The sequence below is a fragment of the Streptomyces sp. NPDC046335 genome, from assembly GCF_055587985.1.
Map to the genome: position 1 here is coordinate 112984 of NZ_JBVJFF010000009.1, position 20636 is coordinate 133619.

Below are 20636 nucleotides of genomic sequence, written 5' to 3' on the forward strand. Positions count from 1 at the left end.
GGGGTCTACGCTCCCGGCCATGCCGAGACCTCAGGGATTCTCCTACGCCCGACGCCCCGACGGAAGCGTCACCATCACGCACGGTGGGCGCGGAGCGGGGACGCTGCGCGGCGCCCGCGCCGAGCGGTTCCTCGCCGAGGTCGAGGGCGGCGACCCGCAGCTCGTGATGGCCCGCTGGACGGGCAACTACAAGCACGGCAACGAACGGACGGCGCGCGACCACCCGCGCAACCGCGGCTGAGGCATGTGCGGCCTCCCGGAAAAAACCTGCCGCGGGTAAGGGAACGGCAAAGCGGGGTCGTTCGTTACCCCATGCATGACAGCTATGACCCCCGGCTCGAACATCCCCCTGACCGCCGCCCGCGTGGCGGTGGACGTCGCCGCCCCGGTGCGGCTCGACGTATCGGGCCTGCTGCTCACCGCCGACGGCAAGGTGCGCTCCGACGACGACTTCATCTTCTTCAACCAGCCCTCGGGCCCCGGTGTGACGTATCAGTCGGGCGGCGGCTCCACTCCCGACAAGATCATCGTGGACACGGCGGCCGTGCCGGCCGGTATCGAGAAGATCGTCGTGACCGCGAGTCCGGACGCCGCGGGAGCGACCTTCCAGGGCGTCGAGCCCACCGCGACCGTCCGCAACGCGGACGACGGCTCCGTGCTCGCCACGTTCACACCGCCGAAGCTCGGCACCGAGACCGCCCTGGTGATCGTCGAGGTCTACCTGCGCAATGGCGCGTGGAAGGCCCGCGCGGTCGGCCAGGGGTACTCCAACGGCCTCGCGGGCATCGCGACGGACTTCGGCGTCTCGGTCGAGGAGCCCGCCGCTCCGACGCCCGCCCCGGCTCCCGCGCCTGCCGCGGCGGCCCCCATGGCGCCGCCGGTGGGCCAGCCGGTGCAGGGACCGCCCCCGCCGGCCGCGGCTCCGGCCGCCGCCGCGCCCGCGCCCGGCGCCGGGAAGATCAACCTCGACAAGGGCCGGGTCAACCTCCAGAAGAACCAGACGGTGTCCCTGGTCAAGGGCGGCAAGCCGCTGCTCTCGCAGGTCAAGATGGGCCTCGGCTGGGAGCCCGCGTTCCGCGGCAAGGACATCGACCTCGACGCCTCCGTCATCGCGTACGGCCCGCAGCGCAACCACGTCGACAGCTGCTATTTCGGCAAGCTGTCGATCGTGAAGGGCGCGATCAAGCACTCGGGCGACAACCTCACGGGTGAGGGCGGCGGTGACGACGAGGTGATCGTCGTCGACCTCGGCCGTCTCCCCCAGGACGTCACGGGCCTGGTCTTCACGGTGAACTCGTTCTCCGGCCAGAAGTTCACCGAGGTCGCCAAGGCCTACTGCCGCCTGATCGACGCGGCCTCCGGCGAGGAGCTGGTCCGCTTCGACCTGACCAACGCCGAGGCGCAGACGGGCGTCATGATGGCGAAGCTGATCAAGCAGTTCACCGGCGAGTGGGAAATGACCGCGATGGGGCAGTTCGTCAAGTCGCGCACGGTCCGCGGCATGGTGAAGCCGGCGGCGCAGTCGCTCTGAGCAAGCGCCGCGCACGGCGGACGAGAGGGCAGACGAAAGGGGCGGCGGGCCGCGCGACGCGGCTCGCCGCCCCTTCGGCGGGTCAGGAGCGATTCAGCGGATCAGAGCTTGGCCAGCTTGGGATAGGGGCTCAGGAACCGTCCCTGACGGCCCGCGAAGTCGATGACGACCGCTTCCTCCCCCTCGACACCGACGATCCTCCCGAGGCCGTACTGGTCGTGGGAGACACGGTCACCCACGGCGAACTGCTCTACGGGTGGGGCGGGCGGTGCGGGCACGTTGAAGGGACTGTTCGGCAGATGGCGGCGCGAGCCGGCGGGCCTCGTCATGTTTGCAGTATGCGCCCCCGGACGCCCGCCGCACCATGCTCCGACCTCACACCGCCCTCACATCGGTATGGAACAGACACACAAACCGCAGCCGAAACGCCACGCCCAGCGCCCCTGTAAATCACCCTAAAGGGGTACTCCCGTGACGTTCCGGCCCCGGATATCGACGCCACGTGACCGTTATGTCACCTACGGCCAGAAGGCCCTAGTGCCGCTGCCGCTTCCAGGGACCCGTGATCGCCAGCAGGATTCCGGGCGTCTGGATGCTGGCGTAGAGGGTCCTGCCGTCGGGCGAGAACGTGACGCCCGTGAACTCGCTGTACGACGGGTCGTCCTCGGTGCCGGCGTTGAGTTCGTTGCGCGCGATGGGGTACGTGCGCCCGCGCTCGGTCGCGCCGAAGAGGTGCTGGATGCCGTCGCCGTCCTCGGCGATGACCAGACCGCCGTACGGCGAGACGGTGATGTTGTCGGGGCCGTCGAAGGCGCCGTCCTTGTCCGGGTCGGGGTTCACGCCGAGCAGCACCTTCAGGGTGAGGGTGCGGCGGCCGGGGTGGTAGAACCACACCTGTCCGTCGTGCTGGGCGGGGCTCTCGCCGCGGGCGAAGGAGGAGACGATGTAGACGCCGCCGTCGCCCCACCACATGCCTTCGAGCTTGCGGGCGCGCGTGATGTCGCCGTCGTCGAACTGCTCGCGCACCGGCACGGTCCGCGCGTCACGGTCGGGGACCTCCACCCAGTCCACGCCGTACACCGTGCCGGTCCTGGTGGCGCGCGAGAGGTCGTCGACGAAGCGGCCGCCGGAGTCGTAGCACTTGGGCGCCTTCAGGACACCCGCGTCGTCGGCGAGGCCGCGCAGCCTGCCGCGGCCGTGCTCGAAGCCGTGCGGCGGGGTCCAGCGGTAGAGCAGGCCGTTCGGGCCCGAGGCGTCCTCGGTGAGGTAGGCGTGGCCGCGCCGGGGGTCGATGACGACGGCCTCGTGGGCGTAGCGGCCGAAGGCCTTGATCGGCTTGGGGTGACGCCCGGCGCGCCGGTCCTGGGGGTCGACCTCGAAGACGTAGCCGTGGTCCTTGGTCATGCCGTTCTGGCCGGCCTTGTCCTCGGTCTCCTCGCAGGTGAGCCAGGTGCCCCAGGGGGTGCTGCCGCCCGCGCAGTTCGTGGCGGTGCCCGCGATGCCCACCCATTCGGCCACGTGGCCGTCGCGCCGGATCTCGACGACCGTGCAGCCGCCGGCCGCGGCCGGGTCGTAGACGAGCCCCTCGGTGAGCGGGACGGGGTGCTTCCACTTGGTGCGGGCGCCGCCGAGCTCGTGGTTGTTGACGAGGTAGGTGGTGCCGCGCGGGCCGCGGAAGGCGGCGGTGCCGTCGTGGTTGGAGGGCGTGAACTCGCCGCTCTCCAGCTTGGTGCGCCCGCTGTACGTGAGGACGCGGTACGAGAATCCGGCGGGCAGCGCGAGCAGCCCCTCGGGGTCGGGGATGAGCGGGCCGTAGCCGGGGCCGTGGTGGCCGTGGCCGCGGGACCCGTCCTCGCCCGTGACACCGGCCTCCTCGGTCTCGGAGGCGGCGAGCGCGCCGGGCGCGGTGGCGAGCGCGCCGACGCTGCCGGCCAGGACGACCCCCGCCCCGGTGATCGCGGAGCGTCTGGTGAGATCCCTGTGGGTGAGCGGCATGGTTACTCCTGGGTGCAGGCGCGAAGCGCGAGGGGCCTGGCTGCTGTAGCGGAAACGGTCGCTCCCGCTTCTGAACGGCGGTTTAACGGCGCACGACCGCGGAGGGCCACCTTCGGTGAACCTGGTCCTGGACCGGCAATCGGCGCGGCACACCTTGACCCGGGCGGTCCCTGGCAATAGACAGCACGTACGTGCAACCGCAGCACCCACGCGGGGAGGCGGGCCGAGTGGACGCACATCAGGCGCGCAGCCTCCATGAGGACCGGCTCATGAAGCTGGCCAATGTCACCGGCGTCGGCACAGGACGGGACGAACACTCGGGCCAGGACGTGATCGTCGTCTTTGTCACCCACCGAGTGCCCCGTGAGCGGCTCCGCGACGAAGACGTGGTTCCGGACGTGCTGGAAGGTGTCCCCGTGAGCGTGCTCGCCATCGGCGAGGTCGACGCGCAGAGCGGCGGCACGTAGCGGGGAGCGGCACCTGAGCGCGCCCCCGGAACCCTCACCCTGCATCCAAGGTGAAGAGGTGGTCTGGCGTGGAAAGCCAGCCCGAACTGATGCGAGGACCCACCGGCGGTCAGCTGAGCGACAGCTCCCGTCAGCAGGCGGTCTCCGACTTCCTGCGGCCCCAGCAGCCGCTCGCCAACGTCGTCGGCTTCGGCCACGGCGTGAAGTGGACGAGCGGCCGGCCCACCGGCGAACCCGCCGTCCTGATCTTCGTCACCCAGAAGGTCCCGGACTCCATGCTGCCCGAGCGGGACGTCGTCCCGAGCCGGATGGACGACGGCACCCCGACCGATGTCGTCGCGGTCGGCCACATCGCGGCACAGCGCAGGCAGAGCAGGCCGGGCGGTCGCCGGGCCGAGGACCGCGCCCCGGTGGCGTACGGCCCCGACGGCGGCGTCAGCGAGCAGCTCTCGGGCCTCGGCCAGCCGCAGCTGGAGGAGCTCGGGGGGCTCGGCGCGTTCGAGCCGCAGCTCCTGAAGCGCCGGATGCGCCCGTGCCCCTCCGGTTTCTCGGTCGGCAACGTCCGGGTGACCGCGGGCACGCTCGGCAGCGTGGTCTACGACTTCCTGCCCGGCGCCTCCGTCGATCCGCCGGGCTCCGGGCTCGGCGTCCCGGCGAAGTTCTACGTCCTCTCCAACAACCACGTCCTTGCCGACTCCAACCGGGCGCAGCTCGGCAGCGCGATCGTGCAGCCGGGCGTCTTCGACGGCGGCCAGGACCCGGCGGACCGCATCGCGGTCCTCGAACGGTTCATCACCATCCAGTTCGCCCCGCAGATCCCGCTGGAGCGGCACAACAACGTCGTGGACGCGGCGCTCGGCTCGGTCGACTTCCAGGACGCGACGCGTGAGCAGTACTTCAGCGGTGCGCCGCGCGCCTGGCGGCGCAAGGCGAACGTGGCCGTCGGCGACCTGGTGAAGAAGACCGGGCGTACGACGAACATCAGCTTCGGCCGGATCATGGCGGTCGACGCGACCATCGACGTCAACTACGGCACGGCGGGCACCGCCCGCTTCAAGGACCAGATCCTGACGACGAACATCTCCGCGGGCGGCGACTCCGGTTCGCTGGTCACCTCGCAGGACGACGTCGCGGTGGGCCTGCTCTTCGCCGGGTCGTCGACCGTGACCGTGGTCAACCACATCGAGAACGTCCGCGCGCTGCTGCGCGTGGAGATCGCCGAGCTGCTGGCCTGACGGTCAGGACTGGAAGGAGGATTTCCCATGACCACACAGGCACGCGGGGAGAAGGGCCGGTCGCGGACGGAGCGCCGCTTCCACAATCCGCAGGGCGCCGAGGTCAAGACGCGCGACGAGGCGTTCGCCTCGCGGATCGCCGACGTGTCGGCGCAGGACCTGTCGACGGGGTGCAGGCTGACGCTCCACAGCGGCCAGGTCACCTTCGCCATCGAGGTGAAGTACAACCCCAACACCTATCCGCACGTGGTGACCGGCGGGCAGATCACCGCCGGCATCTGCGGCGCGCCGTGGGACATCACGGGCGGCACGGTCGGCGAGACGCTCCGCCTGGACGCCAAGCGCGCCGGTCAGGGCAGCTGTGCCTCGACGATCACGATCGTGGGCGAGTACCAGAACCCTCCGGCCTACCGGGGGACCTACGGTTTCGACGGGGCGACGTCGTCCTTCAAGCACACGACGCGGTACGAGTGCTGACGCCCGCGGCACGGTGAGCGGACGCCGGGCGGGCCCTGCTGTGCGGGGCCCGCTCCGGTCTACAGCCCCTGCTGCGACCTGGCCTTGAAGGCCGCCTTGCGGGCCTCCTTCGCCACCTTCTTGTCCGGGTGCAGGCGGCCCATCGCCTCCAGGACGTCCGCCGTGGCGGGGTGCTCCACGCGCCACGCCGTGGCGAAGAAGCCGCTGTGCTGCTGCGCGAGGCCCTCGACCAGGCCCTGGAGCTCGTCGGAGTTGCCCTCGGCCGCGAGCTGCGCGGCCAGGGTGTCGATGGTCAGCCAGAAGATGAGCGCCTCCGAGGGCGCGGGCACGTCCGCGGCCCCGTGCTCGGTCAGCCAGACCCTGGCGAGCCCTCCGAGCTCGGCGTCGTCGAGCACCTCGCGCAGCGCGGGCTCGGCCTCGCCGCCGACCAGGGAGAGTGCCTGCTGGCAGCGGAGCCGCCGCAGCGGCGCGTTCTCGTCGCCGCCGCGGGCCGCGGCGAGCAGCTCCCGTGCCGCGTCCAGCGGTTCGTGCCGGGCGAGCCACTGCACGATCTCGGCCTGCGCGGCGCCCTGCGGGAAGCCGGAGGTGCCTTCGAGGAGCGCGTCGGCGCCCTTGTCCGCGAGGTCGCCGACGGCGGGCGCGTCGACGCCGGCCTCCAGCATGCGGGCCCGGACGCCGTACAGGCCGAGCGGGGTGAGCCGGACCATGCCGTAGCGGGAGACGTCCTCGTCGTCGACGGGGGCGGGCTCCTCCGCGTCGTCGATCTCGGCCATGAGGGCCTCGTCCACCGGCTGGTACTCGACGAGGCCGAGCGGTTCGAAGAGCCGGAACTGGTCGTCGAGCTTCATCATGGCGTCCGACACCTGCTCCAGGACGTCGTCCGTGGGTTCGCCCATGTCGTCGGGGACGATCATCGAGGCGGCGAGCGCGGGCAGCGGCACCGGTCCCTCCCCGCCCGCGGCGTCGCCCACGGTGAGCAGGTAGAGGTTGCCGAGGACCCCGTCGAGGAAGTCGGCCTCGGCCTGCGGGTCCCAGCCGAGCTCGGCGAAGTCGACCTCGCCGTTCTCCTCCAGGACGTCGAGAAGGTTGTCCATGTCGGGCACGGTGGCGTCCGCGTACACAGTGTCCAGGGCGCCGAGCCAGACGGCGAGGACGTCCTGCGGACTGCCCCCGGAGAGCACCGCGAGGTCCTCGCCCTGGGTGACGGTGCCCTCCGCGCCCTCCTCCTCGGCGTCCGTGACGTCGATCAGCCCGGTGTCCACGGCGATCCGCCAGGCCTCGCTGGCGTGCGCGGCGGCGTCCGGGTCGTCGGCCGCGAGGCCGAGTTCGGCGGCGGCCGCGGGGAGCTGGGCGTCGACGAGCTCACCGCCCGCGCCGACCCGGGTCCCGGGCCCCGCCCAGCGGGCGAGCCTCACGGCGCGGGAGAGCAGCGGGGTGGCGAGCGCGGCCCGCGCGAGCTCCGCTTCGGAGTGCAGCAGCACCGGCGGCAGGGTGGCGGGGCTTACGGACATCGGCTGGTTCTCCTCCGGAGGTACGGGCTCTGCAGTGCGCAAGCCTAGACGGATTTGGCACCATGCCGCCCGGTTCATGTCCCCGTCAGGAAACGTACAGCGCGGGAACACCCGTACAACCTTGACAACTCCCCTGGTCAGGCAAGAGATTGACGCGCGTAGAGCACCCGGTCGGCCCTGTGCCGCAGCTTCGTTCCTCCACCCTCATCCGGAGTCCCAGATGCCTCACATATCGACGCCCCGCCTTCCGAGATCCGCCGCCGTCAGCGCCGTGCTCGCCACTGCCCTGGCGGCCGGCCTGCTCGCCGTCACCTCGTCCGCGGCCGTTGCCGACGCGGTCCGCATCCATGACATCCAGGGCGACACCCGTACGTCGCCCCTGGCGGGGCAGCAGGTCAGCGACGTGTCCGGCATCGTCACCGGCGTGCGCGGCTACGGCTCCAAGGGCTTTTGGATCCAGTCCCCCGACGGCACGGCGGACGGCGACGCGGCCACCAGCGAGGGCGTCTTCGTCTTCACCGGCTCGGCGGCGCCCACGGTCGAGCCGGGCGACGCGGTACGGGTCTCGGGGACGGTCGGGGAGTACGTGCCCGGGGGCACCGGCTCCGGCAACCAGTCCCTGACGCAGATCACCAGGCCGACGGTGACCGTGGAGTCCTCCGGCAACGCCCTGCCCGCGCCGGCAACGATCACCGCCAAGTCCGTGCCCGACCGCTACGCGCCCGCCGGTGACCCCGCGCGGGGCGGCAGCATCAACGCGCTGCCCCTGCGGCCCAGCCGTTACGCCCTGGACCGGTACGAGTCCCTGGAGGGCATGAACGTACGGATCGGCAGCTCGCGCGTGGTCGGCGCGACCGACCGGTACAACGAGCTGTGGGTGACGGTGAAGCCGCACGAGAACGCCAACCGGCGCGGCGGCACCGTCTACGGCTCCTACTCCGCGCAGAACGGCGGCCGGCTCCAGATCCAGCAGCTCGCCCCGGTCTCCGAGCGGCCCTTCCCGAAGGCGGACGTGGGGGACGTCCTGCGCGGCACCACCGAAGGCCCGCTGGACTTCAACCAGTTCGGCGGCTACACCCTGACCGCCCGTGAGCTGGGCGACGTCCGGGACAGCGGCCTGGAGCGGGAGAAGACGCGCAAGCAGGGCAAGGGCGAGCTCGCGGTCGCCACGTACAACGTCGAGAACCTCGACCCGACCGACCCGCAGACGAAGTTCGACGCGCTCGCGGGGGCCGTCGTCGAGAACCTCGCGTCGCCCGACATCGTCGCCCTGGAGGAGATCCAGGACGACAACGGCGCCAAGAACGACGGCACCGTGTCGGCGGAGACGACCCTGAGGAAGTTCACGGACGCGATCGTCGCCGCGGGCGGGCCGCGCTACGCCTGGCGCTCCATCGACCCGGAGAACAACAAGGACGGCGGCGAGCCCGGCGGCAACATCCGTCAGGTCTTCCTCTACAACCCCGCGCGCGTCTCGTTCACCGAGCGCTCCGGCGGCGACGCGACGACGCCCACCGAGGCCGTACGGGAGAAGGGCCGCGCCGCGCTGACCCGCTCCCCGGGCCGCGTCGACCCGCAGAACGCGGCGTGGACGAACAGCCGCAAGCCGCTGGCCGGTGAGTTCGTCTTCCGGGGCCGCACGGTCTTCGTGATCGCCAACCACTTCGCGTCCAAGGGCGGCGACGAGGGGCTCACCTCGCACCACCAGCCGCCGCGGCGCTCGTCGGAGGAGCAGCGGCTGCTCCAGGCGCGGGCCGTGAACGGCTTCGTGAAGGACATCCGCGAGGCGCAGCGGAACGCGGACGTCGTCGTGCTCGGCGACATCAACGACTTCGAGTTCTCGGGCACCACCGAGGCCCTCACCGACGGCGGCGCCCTGCGTCCGGCCGTCGAGTCGCTGCCGAGGAGCGAGCGGTACTCGTACGTCTACCAGGGCAACGCGCAGGTCCTCGACCAGATCCTGACGAGCCCCGGCGTCGGGAACCGCTTCAGCTACGACAGTGTGCACATCAACGCGGAGTTCGCCGAGCAGAACAGCGACCACGACCCGCAGGTGCTGCGCTTCCGCCCGTAGGCCGCCCGGGGCGGGGCCGGCTCAGCCGTAGAGGTGGTGCAGCCAGTCCTGCCAGGCCAGTTCGGTGCGCTTGGCGTCGGCGTGCGCCCCGAAGTCGTGGACGCTCAGCGCGACCGGCGCGCCGAAGTGGTTGCGGCCGAAGAAGCGGTGCATGGTGTCGTCCGTCCGCAGCCCGATGAAGTACCGACTGCGGAAGTCGATTACGCAGTTCAGCTCCTCGCCCGGTCCCCCGGCGCGGACCCGGGCGCCTTCGGTCGCGTCGTCGGGGATGCCGAGCGCCCGGGCGAGGCGGACGAAGGCGTCGGGGGCGCGTGACGCGGGCGGGCCGTTGAGGCCGGAGTAGACGGCCTGGCGGTCCACGAAGTGCGCCAGGTACTGGGCCAGGGTGTGCAGGTGGAAGTCGGTGTGCTTGACGGCGCCGTCGTACTGGCTGTCCCAGTCGCCGGTGAAGACGCCGCTGTGCACATGGCGCAGCCGGCAGCGGCGGCCGCCGTCGCGGGGCTCGATGGTGTGGTCGACCTGGTCCAGGCTCTGGCCCGGCACCGCGTCCGGGTCCTCGACCCGGGCGGTCAGGCGGTGGGGCGGGTCCCAGCGGACGACGGTCCCGCCGTGCGGGGCGCTGCCGCCCTCGCACGGCTCGTAGAGCATGGGCCGGAGCCAGCCGCCGGTGCCGGTGGTGAGCGCGGCCCAGACCTGCGCCGGGGAGCCCTCGACCTCGAACTCCCGGGCGATCTCGAACTCCTTGCCGGTGCCGGACCTGCCGGTTCCGCTGCCGCTCATGCCGACTCCCTGGGGTGGAGTCTCCACCGTCCCGCCGCCGTCTGGGCCTGTCCAGGCGGGTGCGGCGGTCGGCGGCGGGGCGAGCGGGGAAACTACGCTCAGCTCGGTAGGAAGCCGTAGGCGAACCGGTGGCGGGAGACCGCGTCGTCCTGGACGACGCCGGGGAACTCCCGCACCCTTCGCCACTCGGGTGTGGGTGATCCGATCCCTTCGCCGGCCGCGGCGAGCGCGTCGGCGTGGGCCTGCTCGCTCTCCCACTCGGCGTAGTTGATCACCGTTGCACCGTCGGTGCTGACGTGGAAGTGGGCACCGAGCAGCCCCGGCCTCTCGACCGGATCGCCGCCGAGGGCGTCCAGGACGCCGTCCACCCAGGCGCGGGCACGGCCGGGGTCGGGGGCGTCGAAGTCGACCCGCACGGTCACGATCGCGCCGGGCTCGCGCCGCGCCCGGTGGTCACCGGGCCCGCTGCGGTACAGCCGCGTCCTGGTCAGTCCGAGGCGCTCGATGCCCGGCACGGCCGCGTCGATGTCGGCGTTCCGCGCGTCCCTGCCGTTCCCTGAGTGCGCGAAGAACTCCCCGTAGGCCTCCTCGTCCCGCCACTGCGAGTAGTGCATGACCGTGGAGCCGTCCGAGCCCGCGTACACGTTGTACGAGAGGAGCCCCGGGTGCGGCCACGGGCGGCTCTCCCAGGCCCGCGCGATGGCGATCAACGTGTCCCGCTGCCGCTCGGGCGAGCCGGTGCGCCAGGTGCTGACGAAGGTGAGGCCCACGTCGGCGCGGGCGGGGTCGGGGTGGGTGCCGGTGCTGAGGGTCTGGGGTGTGCTGGTCGCAGACATGGCTGTCGTCCGTCCGTCGGCTTCGGTGGGCGCGAGTGCCGGGCCCTGCGGGGCCGGCGCCTCGTACGCACCACGTTCCGACCTCAAGCGCGCTTCAGGTCAAGCCTTTTCGTGATCCGGCGCGGACACCTCGGCGAGATCGGGGCGCTTGGGCACCCGGCCGTCCCCCGATGAGCGGCCGCGCAGGCGCCGCCACAGCCACGGGCCCATGAACCCCGCGAGCCAGCGGGCCTCGCCCGTGACCTCGCCGAGGACGGACATGGGCGGCAGCGGCGGCAGTGTCCCGCGCCAGCCCTCGTGCCCCGGCACGCCGAGCGCGTCCGCCATCCCGGCGGCGATGCGGGCGTGGCCCAGCGGGCTCGCGTGCAGGCGGTCGCCGCTCCAGAGCCGTGGGTCGGTGGTGACGCGGTGCGGGAACGTGTCGAGCACGACCACGCCGTGCCGGTCGGCGGCCGCCCTGATCCGGGCGTTGAGTTCGAGGACGCGGGGCAGCGCCCGGCGGGCGAGGGGCACGATCCGCCCGATGTCGGGGAAGGTCACGGTGGCCACCCGCGCGCCCGCCCCGGTGAGTTCGGTGAACATCTCCTCGATGTCGGCGGCGATCCGCGCGGCGTCGAAGCCGGGGCGCACCAGGTCGTTCATGCCCGCCATGACGGTCACCAGGTCCGGTTTCAGCGCGAGGGCGGGCCCGAGCTGCTCCGCCTTGATGCGCGCCGTCAGCCGGCCGCGCACGGCGAGGTTGGCGTAACCGAAGTCCGGCCGCCCCTCGGCGAGGATCTCGGCGAGCCGATCGGCCCACCCCCGGTACCCCAGGGCGTCGTCACCGTCTCCGACGCCCTCGGTCTGGCTGTCGCCGATCGCCACGTAGCGCGTATAGGGATGCGGTTCCGCAAAGCTCATGGCCCGAGCTTCCTCCGCGCCTCCGGCCCCGTCAACGCGGCCTCGCACACACCACGGACGGCCGCGCCCCGCCCGGGGACACGGCCGTCCGACGGCTCAGCGGGGCCGACTGTCCCATCCGGCCCGGCTGCTCGCGCTCAGCCCGGCCAGCGGCCGGTGACGCGGCGCACGCCGACCGCGCCGCCGCGGTCCACCGCCGCCTTGACCACCGCGAAGATCGCGCCCTGCAAGGCCGCAGCGGCGAGGATCTCGCCCCAGGCGCGGTCCTCGTCGTGGGCGTCCGGGGCGTCGTCCTGGCCGGCCACCGCCTTCCAGGCGCGGTCGAACAGCGCGCTGGCGAGCATGCCGCCGAGCAGGCCGAAGCCCATGCCGAGCGGCTTGTAGAGGATCTTCGTCTTGCTCATCGGCGGCCGGCCTTCCCGCGGCGGCGCAGTGCCATCCAGACGATCAGCGCCCCCGCGCCCGCCGCGGCGAGCTTCCCCGGGTGGCGGCCGCCGGTGCGGACGACGTTGTCCGCGGCGGTCCTGACCGGCTCGGGCGCGTTCTCCCGCACCCGGCGCGCGGTCTCGGCGACCTTCTGCTCGGCCTGCGTCACGGCGGGGCTCTCCTCCGCCCGCGCCTTGACGCCGAGCACGGCCTCCTTCGCCAGGGCAGCCCCTTGGACGGCCTTGCCCTTCGCCAAGGCGGCACCATCGGCAGCCTTGCCCTTCGCCAGGGCGGCACTCTCGGCAGCCTTGCCCTTGGCCAGGGCGGCGCCCTCGGCGGCCTGGCCCTTCTCGTCCGACGCCTTGTCCTTGACGCGTGCCGCCTGCTCCGTGACCTTCTCCCGCACCTGCGCCGCCGTTCCTCGTACCTGGCCCTTGACCACGTCCGCCCGGTGCCGGGCGCGGGCCTTCACATCCGTCTTCGCGGCCAGTTCCTCGACGGTCTCGCCGAGCTGTCCGCGGGTCTCCTCGATCTGCCGGCGCAACTCGTCCGGCCCCTTCGCACCCGTGTTCTTCGGGCCCTCGGGCGTCTTCGTCATCGGTGCGCCCTCTCCTTGATCTCCTCGACGTCCGCCTTGACGCTGTCCATCGCCCCCTGCGGCGTGGGCGGAACCGCGCGGGCCAGCTGCCCGCGTCCCAGCACCGCGAGTACCCCGGCCACGGCGAAGAGCACGCCGGTGACGATCAGGGCGGAGGCCCACACGGGCAGCGCGAGCGAGAGCGCCGCGACGGCCGTGGCCGCCAGGGCCATGAGCCCGACGTACGAGACCGCGCCGGCCGCTCCGAGGAGCCCGCCGCCGCGCCCCGCGCGTTTGCCCTTCTCCGTCAGTTCCTGCCCGGCGAGCCGCATCTCCTGCCGTACGAGGTCCGAGAGCTGTGTGGTGGCCCGCTCGATGAGCTCTCCCACCGAGTGCTGTGCCTGCTCGTGCGCCGGCCGCTCGTCCATGGTCCCGGTCACGTGTGCCGCCTCCCTTCTGGGCTGGGGGCCCGGGTACCCGGGCCGCGCCCGGCTATCCCCGGTCGCCCAGCACCGCTCCGCACCTCGTAGCATTACTGTCATTCACCTCGTAGAAGAATTAAGTGGAGCTTCAGCGTCGGCGGGCCGAGACTTGCCGCATGACCGCCTCAGCGACCACTCGCGCCCCCGCTCCCTTCGGCCGCGCCCTCTGCGCGATGATCACGCCCTTCACGCAGACCGGCGCCCTCGACCTCGACGGCGCTCAGCGGCTGGCCGCTCACCTGGTGGCCGAGGGCTGCGAGGGTCTCGTCCTGTCCGGCACGACCGGCGAGGCGCCGACCACGACGACCGCCGAGAAGTCCGCCCTGATCCGCGCCGTCACCGAGGCGGTCGGCGACCGCGCCCGGATCGTCGCAGGCGTCGGCAGCAACGACACCCGGCGGACGGTGGAACAGGCCCTGGCGGCCGAGAAGGCGGGCGCGCACGGCCTGCTGGTGGTCACGCCGTACTACAGCCTGCCCCCGCAGGACGCCGTGGCGGCGCACTTCCGCACGGTCGCGGACGCCTGCGGGCTGCCGGCCCTGCTCTACGACATCCCCGGCCGCACGGGCACCCGTATCGACCCCGAGACGGTCCTGCGCCTCGCGGACCATCCGCGGATCGTCGGCGTGAAGGACTGCGCGTACGACATCCTCGGCAGCCAGAAGGTCATCGCCCGGACGGACCTGGCGTACTACGCGGGCTGCGACGAGTACAGCCTGGCGCTGTACGCGGTGGGCGGGGCGGGGTGCGTCAGCACGGTGGCCAACGCGATCCCCGCGCATGTACGGGCGGTCCTCGACGCGTACGACGCGGGCGACACGGCGGCCGCGCGCGAAGGCCAGCTCGCGGCCACCGGGCTCATCGAGCTGATGATGGCCGCGGGCCTGCCCGGCACGGTCACCGCGAAGGCCCTGCTCACCGAGCTCGGCCTCCCCGCGGGCCCGGTGCGGCCACCGCTGCTGCCCGCGTCCCGCGCGGTGACCGAGGGGCTGCTCGCGGCCTACCGGGCGGCGAAGACCGGGTACCAGCGCCCTGCCGAGCCGAAGTCCGGCGACCGGTAGCCGCTCAGCGGGACGGTCTTCCCGCTCCCGATGGTGACGAGGACGAGGCGCTGCCGGTACTCGTTCGAGCCGGAGGCGATGTCCCAGGCGATGAGCCGCTTCTCGTCGGCCCAGGCGACGAGTTGCTGGCCGGGCACCTTGGCGACGCGCTTGCCGGTGACGGAGTCGATGATCTCGGACGCCGTGGTCCTGGAACTGCCCACGAAGCCGCCATCGGCGAGTTTCCCGCTCGGCGAGAGGCCGGCCGTGTCCATCCAGTGCAGATGCCGCTCCTTCGCGGGAGTGCTCCTCTCACGGCCGCCGAAGTCGTAGTACTGCTGGTGGGGCGCCGACGTGAGGCCCGACCAGAGCAGGCTGCCGTCCCGGCTGAAGGCGAAGTCCTGACGGGTGTTGATGCTCGCCGGGCCGAGCTTGACGGCCTTCGTCTTCACCGCGCTCCAGGCGGAGTCGCCCGACGCCGCGTCGATCACGTAGAAACCGGTCCTGCTGGGAGTGGCGGGGCCGGGTTCCTTGCCCTCGCCGTCGGACATGGGATTGTCCATGTCGAACCGGTCCGGGTTCTCCCCGTACGTCGTCACCGCCAGCTTCGTGCCGTCCGGCGAGAACTCGACGCCGCCGGCCCCGCGAGGCGTCTCGATCCACCGTTCGACCTTGCCCGTGACCATGTCGAGGAGACCGACCCGCCGGGCGGGCAGCTCGCGTTCGAGGACGGCCGCGGTGCGCATGCCCGGCGCTACGGCCAGCACGGACCACCGGGTGTCCTTCTTGTAGGTGCCGGTCTTCTGGTCGAGCAGCCGGTAGGTGCGGGTGTTGATCTCGACGCCCTTGCCCTGCGGCACGCGCTTGGCGGTGCTGTAGGCGGCGAGCGCCATGTCACCCGCCGCGATCAGTTCGCGTGGCGGCGTCTGTCCGGGGTGCGCGACGACGTCGCCGGCCCGCAGCTCGCTGGCGGTCCGCGTCTCCTGCCGCCCGGCATCCGCGTCGAGGCCCGGCACCGCCACCGCCACGACGGTGGCCGCCGCGACGGCGAGCGAGGCGCCCGCGATCGTACGGTTCCTGCGGCGCCGCCGCGCGGCGAGCACCCGGCCGGCGAAGTCCCCCGGCAGGGGGCCGCCCTGCTCGGCCTGCTCCTTCAGCGACTCGCGCACCAGCTCTTCCACGTTCACGGTCATACCTCCATGGGCGAGAAGTCGGTGGAGTGCGGACGGGTGCCGGTGTCCGGCCCGTCCGGCCCGTCCAGCCGCGCCAGTTCGGGGGCGAGGCTCCTGAGCCGGGCGAGGGAGCGGTGCGTGGTGCTGCGCACGGTGCCGACGGTGCAGCCGAGAAGCCGGGCGACCTCCGCCTCCGGCAGGTCCTCGAAGTAGCGCAGGACCAGCACGGTCCGCTGGCGCGCGGTCAGTTTGGCGAGCGCGCCGCGCAGCACGATCCGCAGCTCGGCGGCGGACGTGCCGTTCTCGGCCGACGGGCTCTCGGGCGGCTCGGCGACGGCCAGTTCGCGGCGGGGCCACTTCAGCCGCCACCGGCTCACCTGCTGGCGGTACAGGATCCGCCGTACGTACGCCTCCGGCTCGTCGATCCGACGCCACCGGCCCGCCGCCTTGACGAGGGCGTTCTGGAGCAGGTCCTCCGCCGCGTGCCGGTCGCCGCCGCTGAGCAGCACGGCGGTCTTCAGCAGGGCCGACGATCGGGTCTCCACGAACTCCCGGAAGCTGTTCTGCTCTTCGGCATCCATCGTCACCTTCGCTCCCTGGTGGGCCTGTTGCCCTCCCGCACAGGTGAGGACGGGTCCGGACGCTCCCCGCTATGCCTGCCCGCGGAGAAATATCCGCCGGGCGTCCGCCGGGCAAGAGAAAGAGCGGCCACCTCTCAGGGTGGCCGCTCCGGTGAAGCGAGCGGGGTCCGGCGCGCGGCGGGGAAGCCGGGCCGTTCCGCGTGCGTCAGTTGTGGCTGTGCAGGATGTCGTTCAGGCCGCCCCAGACCGCGTTGTTCGGGCGGGCCTCGACCGTGCCCGTGACCGAGTTGCGGCGGAAGAGGATGTTCGAGGCGCCGGAGATCTCGCGGGCCTTGACGATCTGTCCGTCGGGCATCGTCACGCGGGTGCCCGCGGTGACGTAGAGGCCGGCTTCGACGACGCACTCGTCGCCCAGCGCGATGCCGACGCCCGCCTCCGCGCCGATGAGGCAGCGCTCGCCGATGACGATGCGGACGTTGCCGCCGCCGGAGAGGGTGCCCATGGTGGAGGCGCCGCCGCCGATGTCGGAGCCGTCGCCGATGACGACACCGGCGGAGATGCGGCCCTCGATCATCGAGGTGCCGAGGGTGCCCGCGTTGAAGTTCACGAAGCCCTCGTGCATGACCGTGGTGCCCTCGGCGAGGTGCGCGCCGAGCCGGACGCGGTCGGCGTCGGCGATGCGGACGCCCTTCGGCGCGACGTAGTCCGTCATGCGCGGGAACTTGTCGACGGACGTCACGGCGAGGTGCAGGCCCTCGGCGCGGGCGTTGAGCCGTACCTTCTCGACGTCGTCCACGGCGACCGGGCCGAGCGAGGTCCAGGCGACGTTGGCGAGGAAGCCGAACTGTCCGTCGAGGTTCACGCCGTGCGGCCTGACCAGGCGGTGGCTGAGCAGGTGCAGGCGCAGGTAGACGTCGTGGGCGTCCAGCGGCTTGTCGTCCAGGGACACGATGACCGTACGTACGGCGACGATCTCCACGCCACGGCGGGCGTCGGGGCCGATGGCCTTGGCGGCGCCCTCGCCGAGCAGCTCCACGGCGCGCTCGGCGGTCAGCCGCTCGCTGCCGGCCGGGCCGGCCTCGGCGACGAGCTCGGGCGCGGGGAACCAGGTGTCGAGGACGGTGCCGTCGGCGGCGATGGTGGCAAGGCCTGCGGCGACGGCGCCGGTGGTACGAGTAGCAGTCGTGTCGGTCATGGGTGAAACCTAACCGGAGCGGCGCCGCGCGGGCGAACCGGTCTCATGCTCCGAGCCGGGAAGCCGTCACCCCCGGCGGGATCAGCCTCCCGGCGGAACCAGACGCCCAGCGGGAGCAGCCTCCCAGCGGGATCGCCCGCCCGGCGCGAGCGGCCTCCCAGCGGGAGCACCCGCTCGGCAGGATCGACCGCCCGGAGGGATCAGCCTCCCGGCGCGAGCAGCCTCCCTGCGGAACCAGACGCCCAGCCGGAGCAGCCGCCCAGCTGGATCGCCCTCCCGGCGGGATCAGCCGCCCGGCGCGAGGAGCCGGTTCAGCATCTCTCGCGCGTACGCCTCGTCGTACGGTGTGTCCGTCAGCAGCACCTGGAGGCAGATGCCGTCCATCAGGGCGACCAGCGCCCGCGCCGTGACCGGATCGACGCGTCCCGCGAGCTCGTCGCCGATGCCCTGGCACCACTCGGCGGCCACCGGCCGCAGCGCGGGCCTGCGCAGGGCGGCGAGATACAGCTCGTACTCCAGCTCGACGCCCGCGCGCTCCCCGGCCAGCCACTCGCCGAGCAGCGCGGCGAGCTCACCCGCGAGGTCGGCCCGCGGGTCCTCGAAGGCGCCGCTGGCGACGACCGCCTTGGCGAAGCCCTCGTTGGCCTGGCGCAGGGCGGCCACGAGCAGTTCGTCCAGCGTCTTGAAGTGGTACGTCGTCGAGCCCAGCGGCACGTCCGCCTCGGCCGCCACCGAGCGGTGGCTGAGCCCGCCGATCCCCTTCGCGCCGGTCACCCTGATCGCGGCGTCGATGATCCGCTGCCGGCGCTCGGGGTCGTAGCGACGGGGCATCAGTGGGAACCTCCCAGGTTGAGCACGACGACGCCGGCGATCACCAGCGCGATGCCGGCCACCTTGACCGCACTGGTGCTCTCCCCCAGGAACAGCATGCCGATCCCGGCGACGGCCGCCGTCCCGATGCCCGCCCAGATCGCGTACGCGGTGCCCACGGACAGCGTCTTCAGGGTCTGCGCGAGCAGCGTGAACGCCACCAGATACGCCGCGACCGTGATCAGTGACGGCCACAGCCTGCTGAACCCCTCGCTGTACTTCATGGCCGTGGTCCCGGCCACCTCCGCCGCGATGGCCGCGGCCAGCAGTGCGTATCCCATGCGTACGAGTGTACATAACGTTGCGTACGGGCGTACGCAACGGCGGCGGACCTGTGGCTCGACGCGGAGGCGCGGGGGGCTAAGGTGACGCGATCACTGTGGGGGGACCACAGGGGCGTGAGACACACATGGAGCACGGACGCGATGCCGGACACCTCGGGGTGGGGACCTCAGCAGCCACAGCCGCCATACGGAGGTCCGCCCGTCGCACCGCCGCCCCCGCCCGGCTGGGGGCCGGCAGGGTGGGGGCCGGCAGGGTGGGGGCCGGCAGGGTGGGGGCCGCCCCCGCCGCCTCCGCCGAAGCCGGGGGTCATACCGCTCGCCCCGCTCGACGTCGGCGACATCCTCGGCGGCACCTTCGCCACGATGCGGCGCTACGCCAAGCCGCTGTTCGGCACGGCCGCCTCGGCGTACGGGGTCCTGGCCGCGGTCATGACGGGCGCCCTGCTCCTCGCGTACGCGGCCACCCGCGACGACCTCCGCGCGCTGTCCGCGGCGGACGCCGACTTCTCCTGGGAGCACGGCCGGCCGCTGCTGCTGGCGTTCGGCGCGGTCTGGCTGACGGGCCTGCTGGCCAGCCTCGCCGTGAACTCCTTCATCCAGGCGGCCTGCGCGGCGACCCTGCACGAGGCGGTCATCGGCCGCCGCGCGACGTTCGGCGCGGTGTGGCGCAGGGCCTGGTCGCGCACCCCCGCGGTGACGGCCGTGACGGTGCTGCTCGCGCTGATCCTGCTGCTGCCGGTGGTGGCGTTCGCCCTGCTCCTCTTCGGCTTCTTCGTGTCGGTGCGGACCGACTCCCTCGCCCCCGTCCTGCTGCTCCTCCTGCTCTTCTTCCTCGTGATCCCGCTGGCGGCGTGGCTGTACGTCCTGTTCGCGTTCGCGCCCGCCACGGCGGTCCTGGAGTCGGCGGGCCCGCTGACCGCGCTGCGCCGCTCGGCCCGGCTGGTGCGCGGCGCGTGGTGGCGGACGTTCGGCCTCTCGCTGCTCGCCGGGGGCATGGTGATGGCGGTGTCCATGCTGTTCCGCGTCCCGATGAGCTTCCTGGCCCCGGCGCCGCCGGAGCCGGACCCGGGCGGTTCCGCCGCCGAGATCTTCTTCGACGTACTCCGCTCCCAGTTCCCGCTCGCCCTGGTCGGCCTGGTCGGCACGCTCCTCGCCCAACTGCTGGCCACCGTCTTCCTGCCCCTGGTGACCGCCCTTCTCTACATCGACCGCCGCATCCGCAAGGAGGGCCTGGCCCACGCGCTGGCGGAGGCCTCCCCGGACGGGCGGTGACACCGCCGGCCCCCGGCACGACGAAGGTACGACGCAGGTACGACGAAGGGCCCCCCGCGCCATGGCGCGGGGGGCCCTTCCGGCGGAATCGACCGCCGTCGTCACATGAGCCTCAGACGTTGAACCCGAGCGCGCGAAGCTGCTCGCGGCCGTCGTCCGTGATCTTGTCCGGGCCCCACGGCGGCATCCAGACCCAGTTGATCCGGAGCTCGTTGACGATCCCCTCGGTGGCGGACTTCGCCTGGTCCTCGATGACGTCCGTCAGCGGGCAGGCCGCCGAGGTCAGCGTCATGTCGATCGTCGCGATGTTCGCGTCGTCGATGTGCACGCCGTAGATCAGTCCGAGGTTGACGACGTCGATGCCCAGCTCGGGGTCGACGACGTCGTACAGCGCCTCGCGGACCTCTTCCTCCGAAGCGGGCTTCGTCGTCAGGGTCTCCTGCGTACCGTTCTCGCTCATGCCGTCTTCCTTTCAGCGGCCCCGTCGGTGTCTCCCAGTGCCTGGGCGGTCGCGTCCTTCCAAGCCATCCAGCTCAGCAGGGCGCACTTCACCCGCGCCGGGTACTTCGAGACCCCGGCGAACGCGACGGCGTCCTCCAGGACCTCCTCCATCGCGTCGTCCGGCTCCAGCTTGCCCTTGGACTGCATCAGCTCCAGGAACACGCCCTGGATCTTCTGCGCCTCGTCGAGCTCCTTGCCGACCAGGAGGTCGTTCAGGACGGATGCGCTGGCCTGGCTGATGGAGCAGCCCTGGCCCTCGTACGACACGTCGGCGATCGTCGATCCGTCGTACTTCACACGCAGGGTGATCTCGTCACCGCAGGTCGGATTGACATGGTGCACCTCGGCGTCGCCATCGCGCAGACCACGCCCGTGCGGGTGCTTGTAGTGGTCCAGGATGACTTCCTGGTACATCGAATCAAGCTTCACG

Annotated in this window: 24 protein-coding genes; 8 read left to right on the forward strand and 16 right to left on the reverse strand. The window is 72.4% G+C overall.

Annotated elements, in window-relative coordinates:
* The first annotated feature begins 19 nt into the window (after positions 1-19).
* Positions 20-241 carry a hypothetical protein gene (locus tag ACZ6JY_RS22920; RefSeq protein WP_469198240.1) on the forward strand — a complete coding sequence of 74 codons (222 nt, stop codon included), beginning with the start codon at positions 20-22 and terminating at the stop codon, positions 239-241.
* 75 nt (positions 242-316) lie between these two features.
* A complete protein-coding gene (locus ACZ6JY_RS22925; protein ID WP_469198242.1) occupies positions 317-1531 on the forward strand; it encodes a TerD family protein in 1215 nt (404 codons plus the stop codon).
* A 101-nt stretch (positions 1532-1632) separates the two neighbouring features.
* Here ACZ6JY_RS22925 and ACZ6JY_RS22930 read toward each other — a convergent pair whose 3' ends face one another.
* Positions 1633-1860: a CarD family transcriptional regulator gene (locus ACZ6JY_RS22930; RefSeq protein WP_062771760.1), complete on the reverse strand. Its 228-nt coding sequence runs from the start codon at positions 1858-1860 to the stop codon at positions 1633-1635.
* Between the two features lie 205 nt (positions 1861-2065).
* Positions 2066-3526, reverse strand: coding sequence for an alkaline phosphatase PhoX (locus ACZ6JY_RS22935; protein ID WP_469198244.1), 1461 nt, complete (start codon positions 3524-3526; stop codon positions 2066-2068).
* A gap of 269 nt (positions 3527-3795) precedes the next feature.
* Between ACZ6JY_RS22935 and ACZ6JY_RS22940 the strand changes: the two genes are divergently transcribed.
* From ACZ6JY_RS22940 to ACZ6JY_RS22950, 3 genes are all read left to right on the forward strand, one after another.
* Positions 3796-3993, forward strand: a complete 198-nt coding sequence (locus ACZ6JY_RS22940; RefSeq protein ID WP_469198246.1) for a hypothetical protein — start codon at positions 3796-3798, stop codon at positions 3991-3993.
* A gap of 68 nt (positions 3994-4061) precedes the next feature.
* On the forward strand, positions 4062-5228 hold the full coding sequence (locus tag ACZ6JY_RS22945) for a chymotrypsin family serine protease (protein ID WP_469198248.1): 1167 nt from the start codon (positions 4062-4064) through the stop codon (positions 5226-5228).
* A 27-nt stretch (positions 5229-5255) separates the two neighbouring features.
* Positions 5256-5705: a hypothetical protein gene (locus tag ACZ6JY_RS22950; protein ID WP_469198250.1), complete on the forward strand. Its 450-nt coding sequence runs from the start codon at positions 5256-5258 to the stop codon at positions 5703-5705.
* A gap of 59 nt (positions 5706-5764) precedes the next feature.
* Here the strand turns inward: ACZ6JY_RS22950 and ACZ6JY_RS22955 are convergent, their stop codons facing one another.
* Positions 5765-7216, reverse strand: a complete 1452-nt coding sequence (locus ACZ6JY_RS22955; protein WP_469198252.1) for a hypothetical protein — start codon at positions 7214-7216, stop codon at positions 5765-5767.
* A gap of 220 nt (positions 7217-7436) precedes the next feature.
* On the opposite strand from ACZ6JY_RS22955, the gene ACZ6JY_RS22960 reads away from it, so the two are divergent.
* Positions 7437-9290, forward strand: coding sequence for an endonuclease/exonuclease/phosphatase family protein (locus tag ACZ6JY_RS22960; RefSeq protein WP_469198254.1), 1854 nt, complete (start codon positions 7437-7439; stop codon positions 9288-9290).
* Between the two features lie 21 nt (positions 9291-9311).
* Here ACZ6JY_RS22960 and ACZ6JY_RS22965 read toward each other — a convergent pair whose 3' ends face one another.
* The 6 genes from ACZ6JY_RS22965 to ACZ6JY_RS22990 all read right to left on the reverse strand — a co-directional run bounded on the left by ACZ6JY_RS22965 (position 9312) and on the right by ACZ6JY_RS22990 (position 13249).
* Positions 9312-10070, reverse strand: a complete 759-nt coding sequence (locus ACZ6JY_RS22965) for an SRPBCC family protein (protein WP_469198256.1) — start codon at positions 10068-10070, stop codon at positions 9312-9314.
* A gap of 98 nt (positions 10071-10168) precedes the next feature.
* Positions 10169-10906 (reverse strand): antibiotic biosynthesis monooxygenase, encoded by a 738-nt coding sequence (locus tag ACZ6JY_RS22970; RefSeq protein ID WP_469198258.1) that lies wholly within the window; start codon positions 10904-10906, stop codon positions 10169-10171.
* A 99-nt stretch (positions 10907-11005) separates the two neighbouring features.
* Positions 11006-11806, reverse strand: a complete 801-nt coding sequence (locus ACZ6JY_RS22975) for an SGNH/GDSL hydrolase family protein (protein WP_469198260.1) — start codon at positions 11804-11806, stop codon at positions 11006-11008.
* 137 nt (positions 11807-11943) lie between these two features.
* The gene (locus tag ACZ6JY_RS22980) at positions 11944-12210 is read right to left on the reverse strand and encodes a DUF4235 domain-containing protein (RefSeq protein ID WP_447036670.1); all 267 of its coding nucleotides are present in this window, start codon (positions 12208-12210) and stop codon (positions 11944-11946) included.
* Entirely contained in the window at positions 12207-12830 is a 624-nt protein-coding gene (locus ACZ6JY_RS22985) for a DUF3618 domain-containing protein (protein ID WP_469198262.1), read from the reverse strand. Before ACZ6JY_RS22985 ends, ACZ6JY_RS22980 begins: the two co-directional genes overlap by 4 nt.
* The gene (locus ACZ6JY_RS22990) at positions 12827-13249 is read right to left on the reverse strand and encodes a phage holin family protein (protein WP_469198264.1); all 423 of its coding nucleotides are present in this window, start codon (positions 13247-13249) and stop codon (positions 12827-12829) included. The genes ACZ6JY_RS22985 and ACZ6JY_RS22990 overlap by 4 nt, the downstream gene beginning before the upstream one ends.
* 158 nt (positions 13250-13407) lie before the next feature.
* On the opposite strand from ACZ6JY_RS22990, the gene dapA reads away from it, so the two are divergent.
* Positions 13408-14352 carry a 4-hydroxy-tetrahydrodipicolinate synthase gene (gene dapA, locus ACZ6JY_RS22995; protein WP_469198266.1) on the forward strand — a complete coding sequence of 315 codons (945 nt, stop codon included), beginning with the start codon at positions 13408-13410 and terminating at the stop codon, positions 14350-14352.
* On the opposite strand, the gene ACZ6JY_RS23000 is transcribed toward dapA, so the two are convergent.
* The 5 genes from ACZ6JY_RS23000 to ACZ6JY_RS23020 all read right to left on the reverse strand — a co-directional run bounded on the left by ACZ6JY_RS23000 (position 14292) and on the right by ACZ6JY_RS23020 (position 18430).
* Positions 14292-15524, reverse strand: a complete 1233-nt coding sequence (locus ACZ6JY_RS23000; protein ID WP_469198268.1) for a YncE family protein — start codon at positions 15522-15524, stop codon at positions 14292-14294. The genes dapA and ACZ6JY_RS23000 overlap by 61 nt on opposite strands.
* On the reverse strand, positions 15521-16084 hold the full coding sequence (locus ACZ6JY_RS23005) for a SigE family RNA polymerase sigma factor (protein WP_469198769.1): 564 nt from the start codon (positions 16082-16084) through the stop codon (positions 15521-15523). The genes ACZ6JY_RS23000 and ACZ6JY_RS23005 overlap by 4 nt, the downstream gene beginning before the upstream one ends.
* 205 nt (positions 16085-16289) lie before the next feature.
* Positions 16290-17279 (reverse strand): 2,3,4,5-tetrahydropyridine-2,6-dicarboxylate N-succinyltransferase, encoded by a 990-nt coding sequence (gene dapD / locus ACZ6JY_RS23010; protein ID WP_469198270.1) that lies wholly within the window; start codon positions 17277-17279, stop codon positions 16290-16292.
* A gap of 285 nt (positions 17280-17564) precedes the next feature.
* Complete coding sequence (locus tag ACZ6JY_RS23015; RefSeq protein WP_469198272.1) at positions 17565-18110, reverse strand: TetR/AcrR family transcriptional regulator; 546 nt, start codon at positions 18108-18110, stop codon at positions 17565-17567.
* Positions 18110-18430 carry a DMT family transporter gene (locus tag ACZ6JY_RS23020; protein ID WP_469198274.1) on the reverse strand — a complete coding sequence of 107 codons (321 nt, stop codon included), beginning with the start codon at positions 18428-18430 and terminating at the stop codon, positions 18110-18112. Before ACZ6JY_RS23020 ends, ACZ6JY_RS23015 begins: the two co-directional genes overlap by 1 nt.
* A gap of 366 nt (positions 18431-18796) precedes the next feature.
* Here ACZ6JY_RS23020 and ACZ6JY_RS23025 point away from each other — a divergent pair, with 366 nt between their 5' ends.
* The gene (locus ACZ6JY_RS23025) at positions 18797-19705 is read left to right on the forward strand and encodes a DUF7847 domain-containing protein (protein WP_469198275.1); all 909 of its coding nucleotides are present in this window, start codon (positions 18797-18799) and stop codon (positions 19703-19705) included.
* 112 nt (positions 19706-19817) lie between these two features.
* Here the strand turns inward: ACZ6JY_RS23025 and ACZ6JY_RS23030 are convergent, their stop codons facing one another.
* Positions 19818-20165: a metal-sulfur cluster assembly factor gene (locus tag ACZ6JY_RS23030; protein WP_363247051.1), complete on the reverse strand. Its 348-nt coding sequence runs from the start codon at positions 20163-20165 to the stop codon at positions 19818-19820.
* Positions 20162-20635 (reverse strand): Fe-S cluster assembly sulfur transfer protein SufU, encoded by a 474-nt coding sequence (sufU, locus tag ACZ6JY_RS23035; protein WP_469198278.1) that lies wholly within the window; start codon positions 20633-20635, stop codon positions 20162-20164. Before sufU ends, ACZ6JY_RS23030 begins: the two co-directional genes overlap by 4 nt.
* Position 20636: the final 1 nt, after the last annotated feature.

What these genes read in the sequence shown, in the direction of transcription:
- ACZ6JY_RS22920 (WP_469198240.1), top strand. Translation starts at nt 20, where the DNA reads ATGCCGAGACCTCAGGGATTCTCCTACGCCCGACGCCCCGACGGAAGC.
- ACZ6JY_RS22925 (WP_469198242.1), top strand. Translation starts at nt 317, where the DNA reads ATGACAGCTATGACCCCCGGCTCGAACATCCCCCTGACCGCCGCCCGC.
- ACZ6JY_RS22930 (WP_062771760.1), bottom strand. Translation starts at nt 1,860, where the DNA reads ATGACGAGGCCCGCCGGCTCGCGCCGCCATCTGCCGAACAGTCCCTTC.
- ACZ6JY_RS22935 (WP_469198244.1), bottom strand. Translation starts at nt 3,526, where the DNA reads ATGCCGCTCACCCACAGGGATCTCACCAGACGCTCCGCGATCACCGGG.
- ACZ6JY_RS22940 (WP_469198246.1), top strand. Translation starts at nt 3,796, where the DNA reads ATGAAGCTGGCCAATGTCACCGGCGTCGGCACAGGACGGGACGAACAC.
- ACZ6JY_RS22950 (WP_469198250.1), top strand. Translation starts at nt 5,256, where the DNA reads ATGACCACACAGGCACGCGGGGAGAAGGGCCGGTCGCGGACGGAGCGC.
- ACZ6JY_RS22955 (WP_469198252.1), bottom strand. Translation starts at nt 7,216, where the DNA reads ATGTCCGTAAGCCCCGCCACCCTGCCGCCGGTGCTGCTGCACTCCGAA.
- ACZ6JY_RS22960 (WP_469198254.1), top strand. Translation starts at nt 7,437, where the DNA reads ATGCCTCACATATCGACGCCCCGCCTTCCGAGATCCGCCGCCGTCAGC.
- ACZ6JY_RS22965 (WP_469198256.1), bottom strand. Translation starts at nt 10,070, where the DNA reads ATGAGCGGCAGCGGAACCGGCAGGTCCGGCACCGGCAAGGAGTTCGAG.
- ACZ6JY_RS22970 (WP_469198258.1), bottom strand. Translation starts at nt 10,906, where the DNA reads ATGTCTGCGACCAGCACACCCCAGACCCTCAGCACCGGCACCCACCCC.
- ACZ6JY_RS22975 (WP_469198260.1), bottom strand. Translation starts at nt 11,806, where the DNA reads ATGAGCTTTGCGGAACCGCATCCCTATACGCGCTACGTGGCGATCGGC.
- ACZ6JY_RS22980 (WP_447036670.1), bottom strand. Translation starts at nt 12,210, where the DNA reads ATGAGCAAGACGAAGATCCTCTACAAGCCGCTCGGCATGGGCTTCGGC.
- ACZ6JY_RS22985 (WP_469198262.1), bottom strand. Translation starts at nt 12,830, where the DNA reads ATGACGAAGACGCCCGAGGGCCCGAAGAACACGGGTGCGAAGGGGCCG.
- dapA (WP_469198266.1), top strand. Translation starts at nt 13,408, where the DNA reads ATGACCGCCTCAGCGACCACTCGCGCCCCCGCTCCCTTCGGCCGCGCC.
- ACZ6JY_RS23000 (WP_469198268.1), bottom strand. Translation starts at nt 15,524, where the DNA reads ATGACCGTGAACGTGGAAGAGCTGGTGCGCGAGTCGCTGAAGGAGCAG.
- ACZ6JY_RS23005 (WP_469198769.1), bottom strand. Translation starts at nt 16,084, where the DNA reads ATGGATGCCGAAGAGCAGAACAGCTTCCGGGAGTTCGTGGAGACCCGA.
- dapD (WP_469198270.1), bottom strand. Translation starts at nt 17,279, where the DNA reads ATGACCGACACGACTGCTACTCGTACCACCGGCGCCGTCGCCGCAGGC.
- ACZ6JY_RS23015 (WP_469198272.1), bottom strand. Translation starts at nt 18,110, where the DNA reads ATGCCCCGTCGCTACGACCCCGAGCGCCGGCAGCGGATCATCGACGCC.
- ACZ6JY_RS23020 (WP_469198274.1), bottom strand. Translation starts at nt 18,430, where the DNA reads ATGGGATACGCACTGCTGGCCGCGGCCATCGCGGCGGAGGTGGCCGGG.
- ACZ6JY_RS23025 (WP_469198275.1), top strand. Translation starts at nt 18,797, where the DNA reads ATGCGGCGCTACGCCAAGCCGCTGTTCGGCACGGCCGCCTCGGCGTAC.
- ACZ6JY_RS23030 (WP_363247051.1), bottom strand. Translation starts at nt 20,165, where the DNA reads ATGAGCGAGAACGGTACGCAGGAGACCCTGACGACGAAGCCCGCTTCG.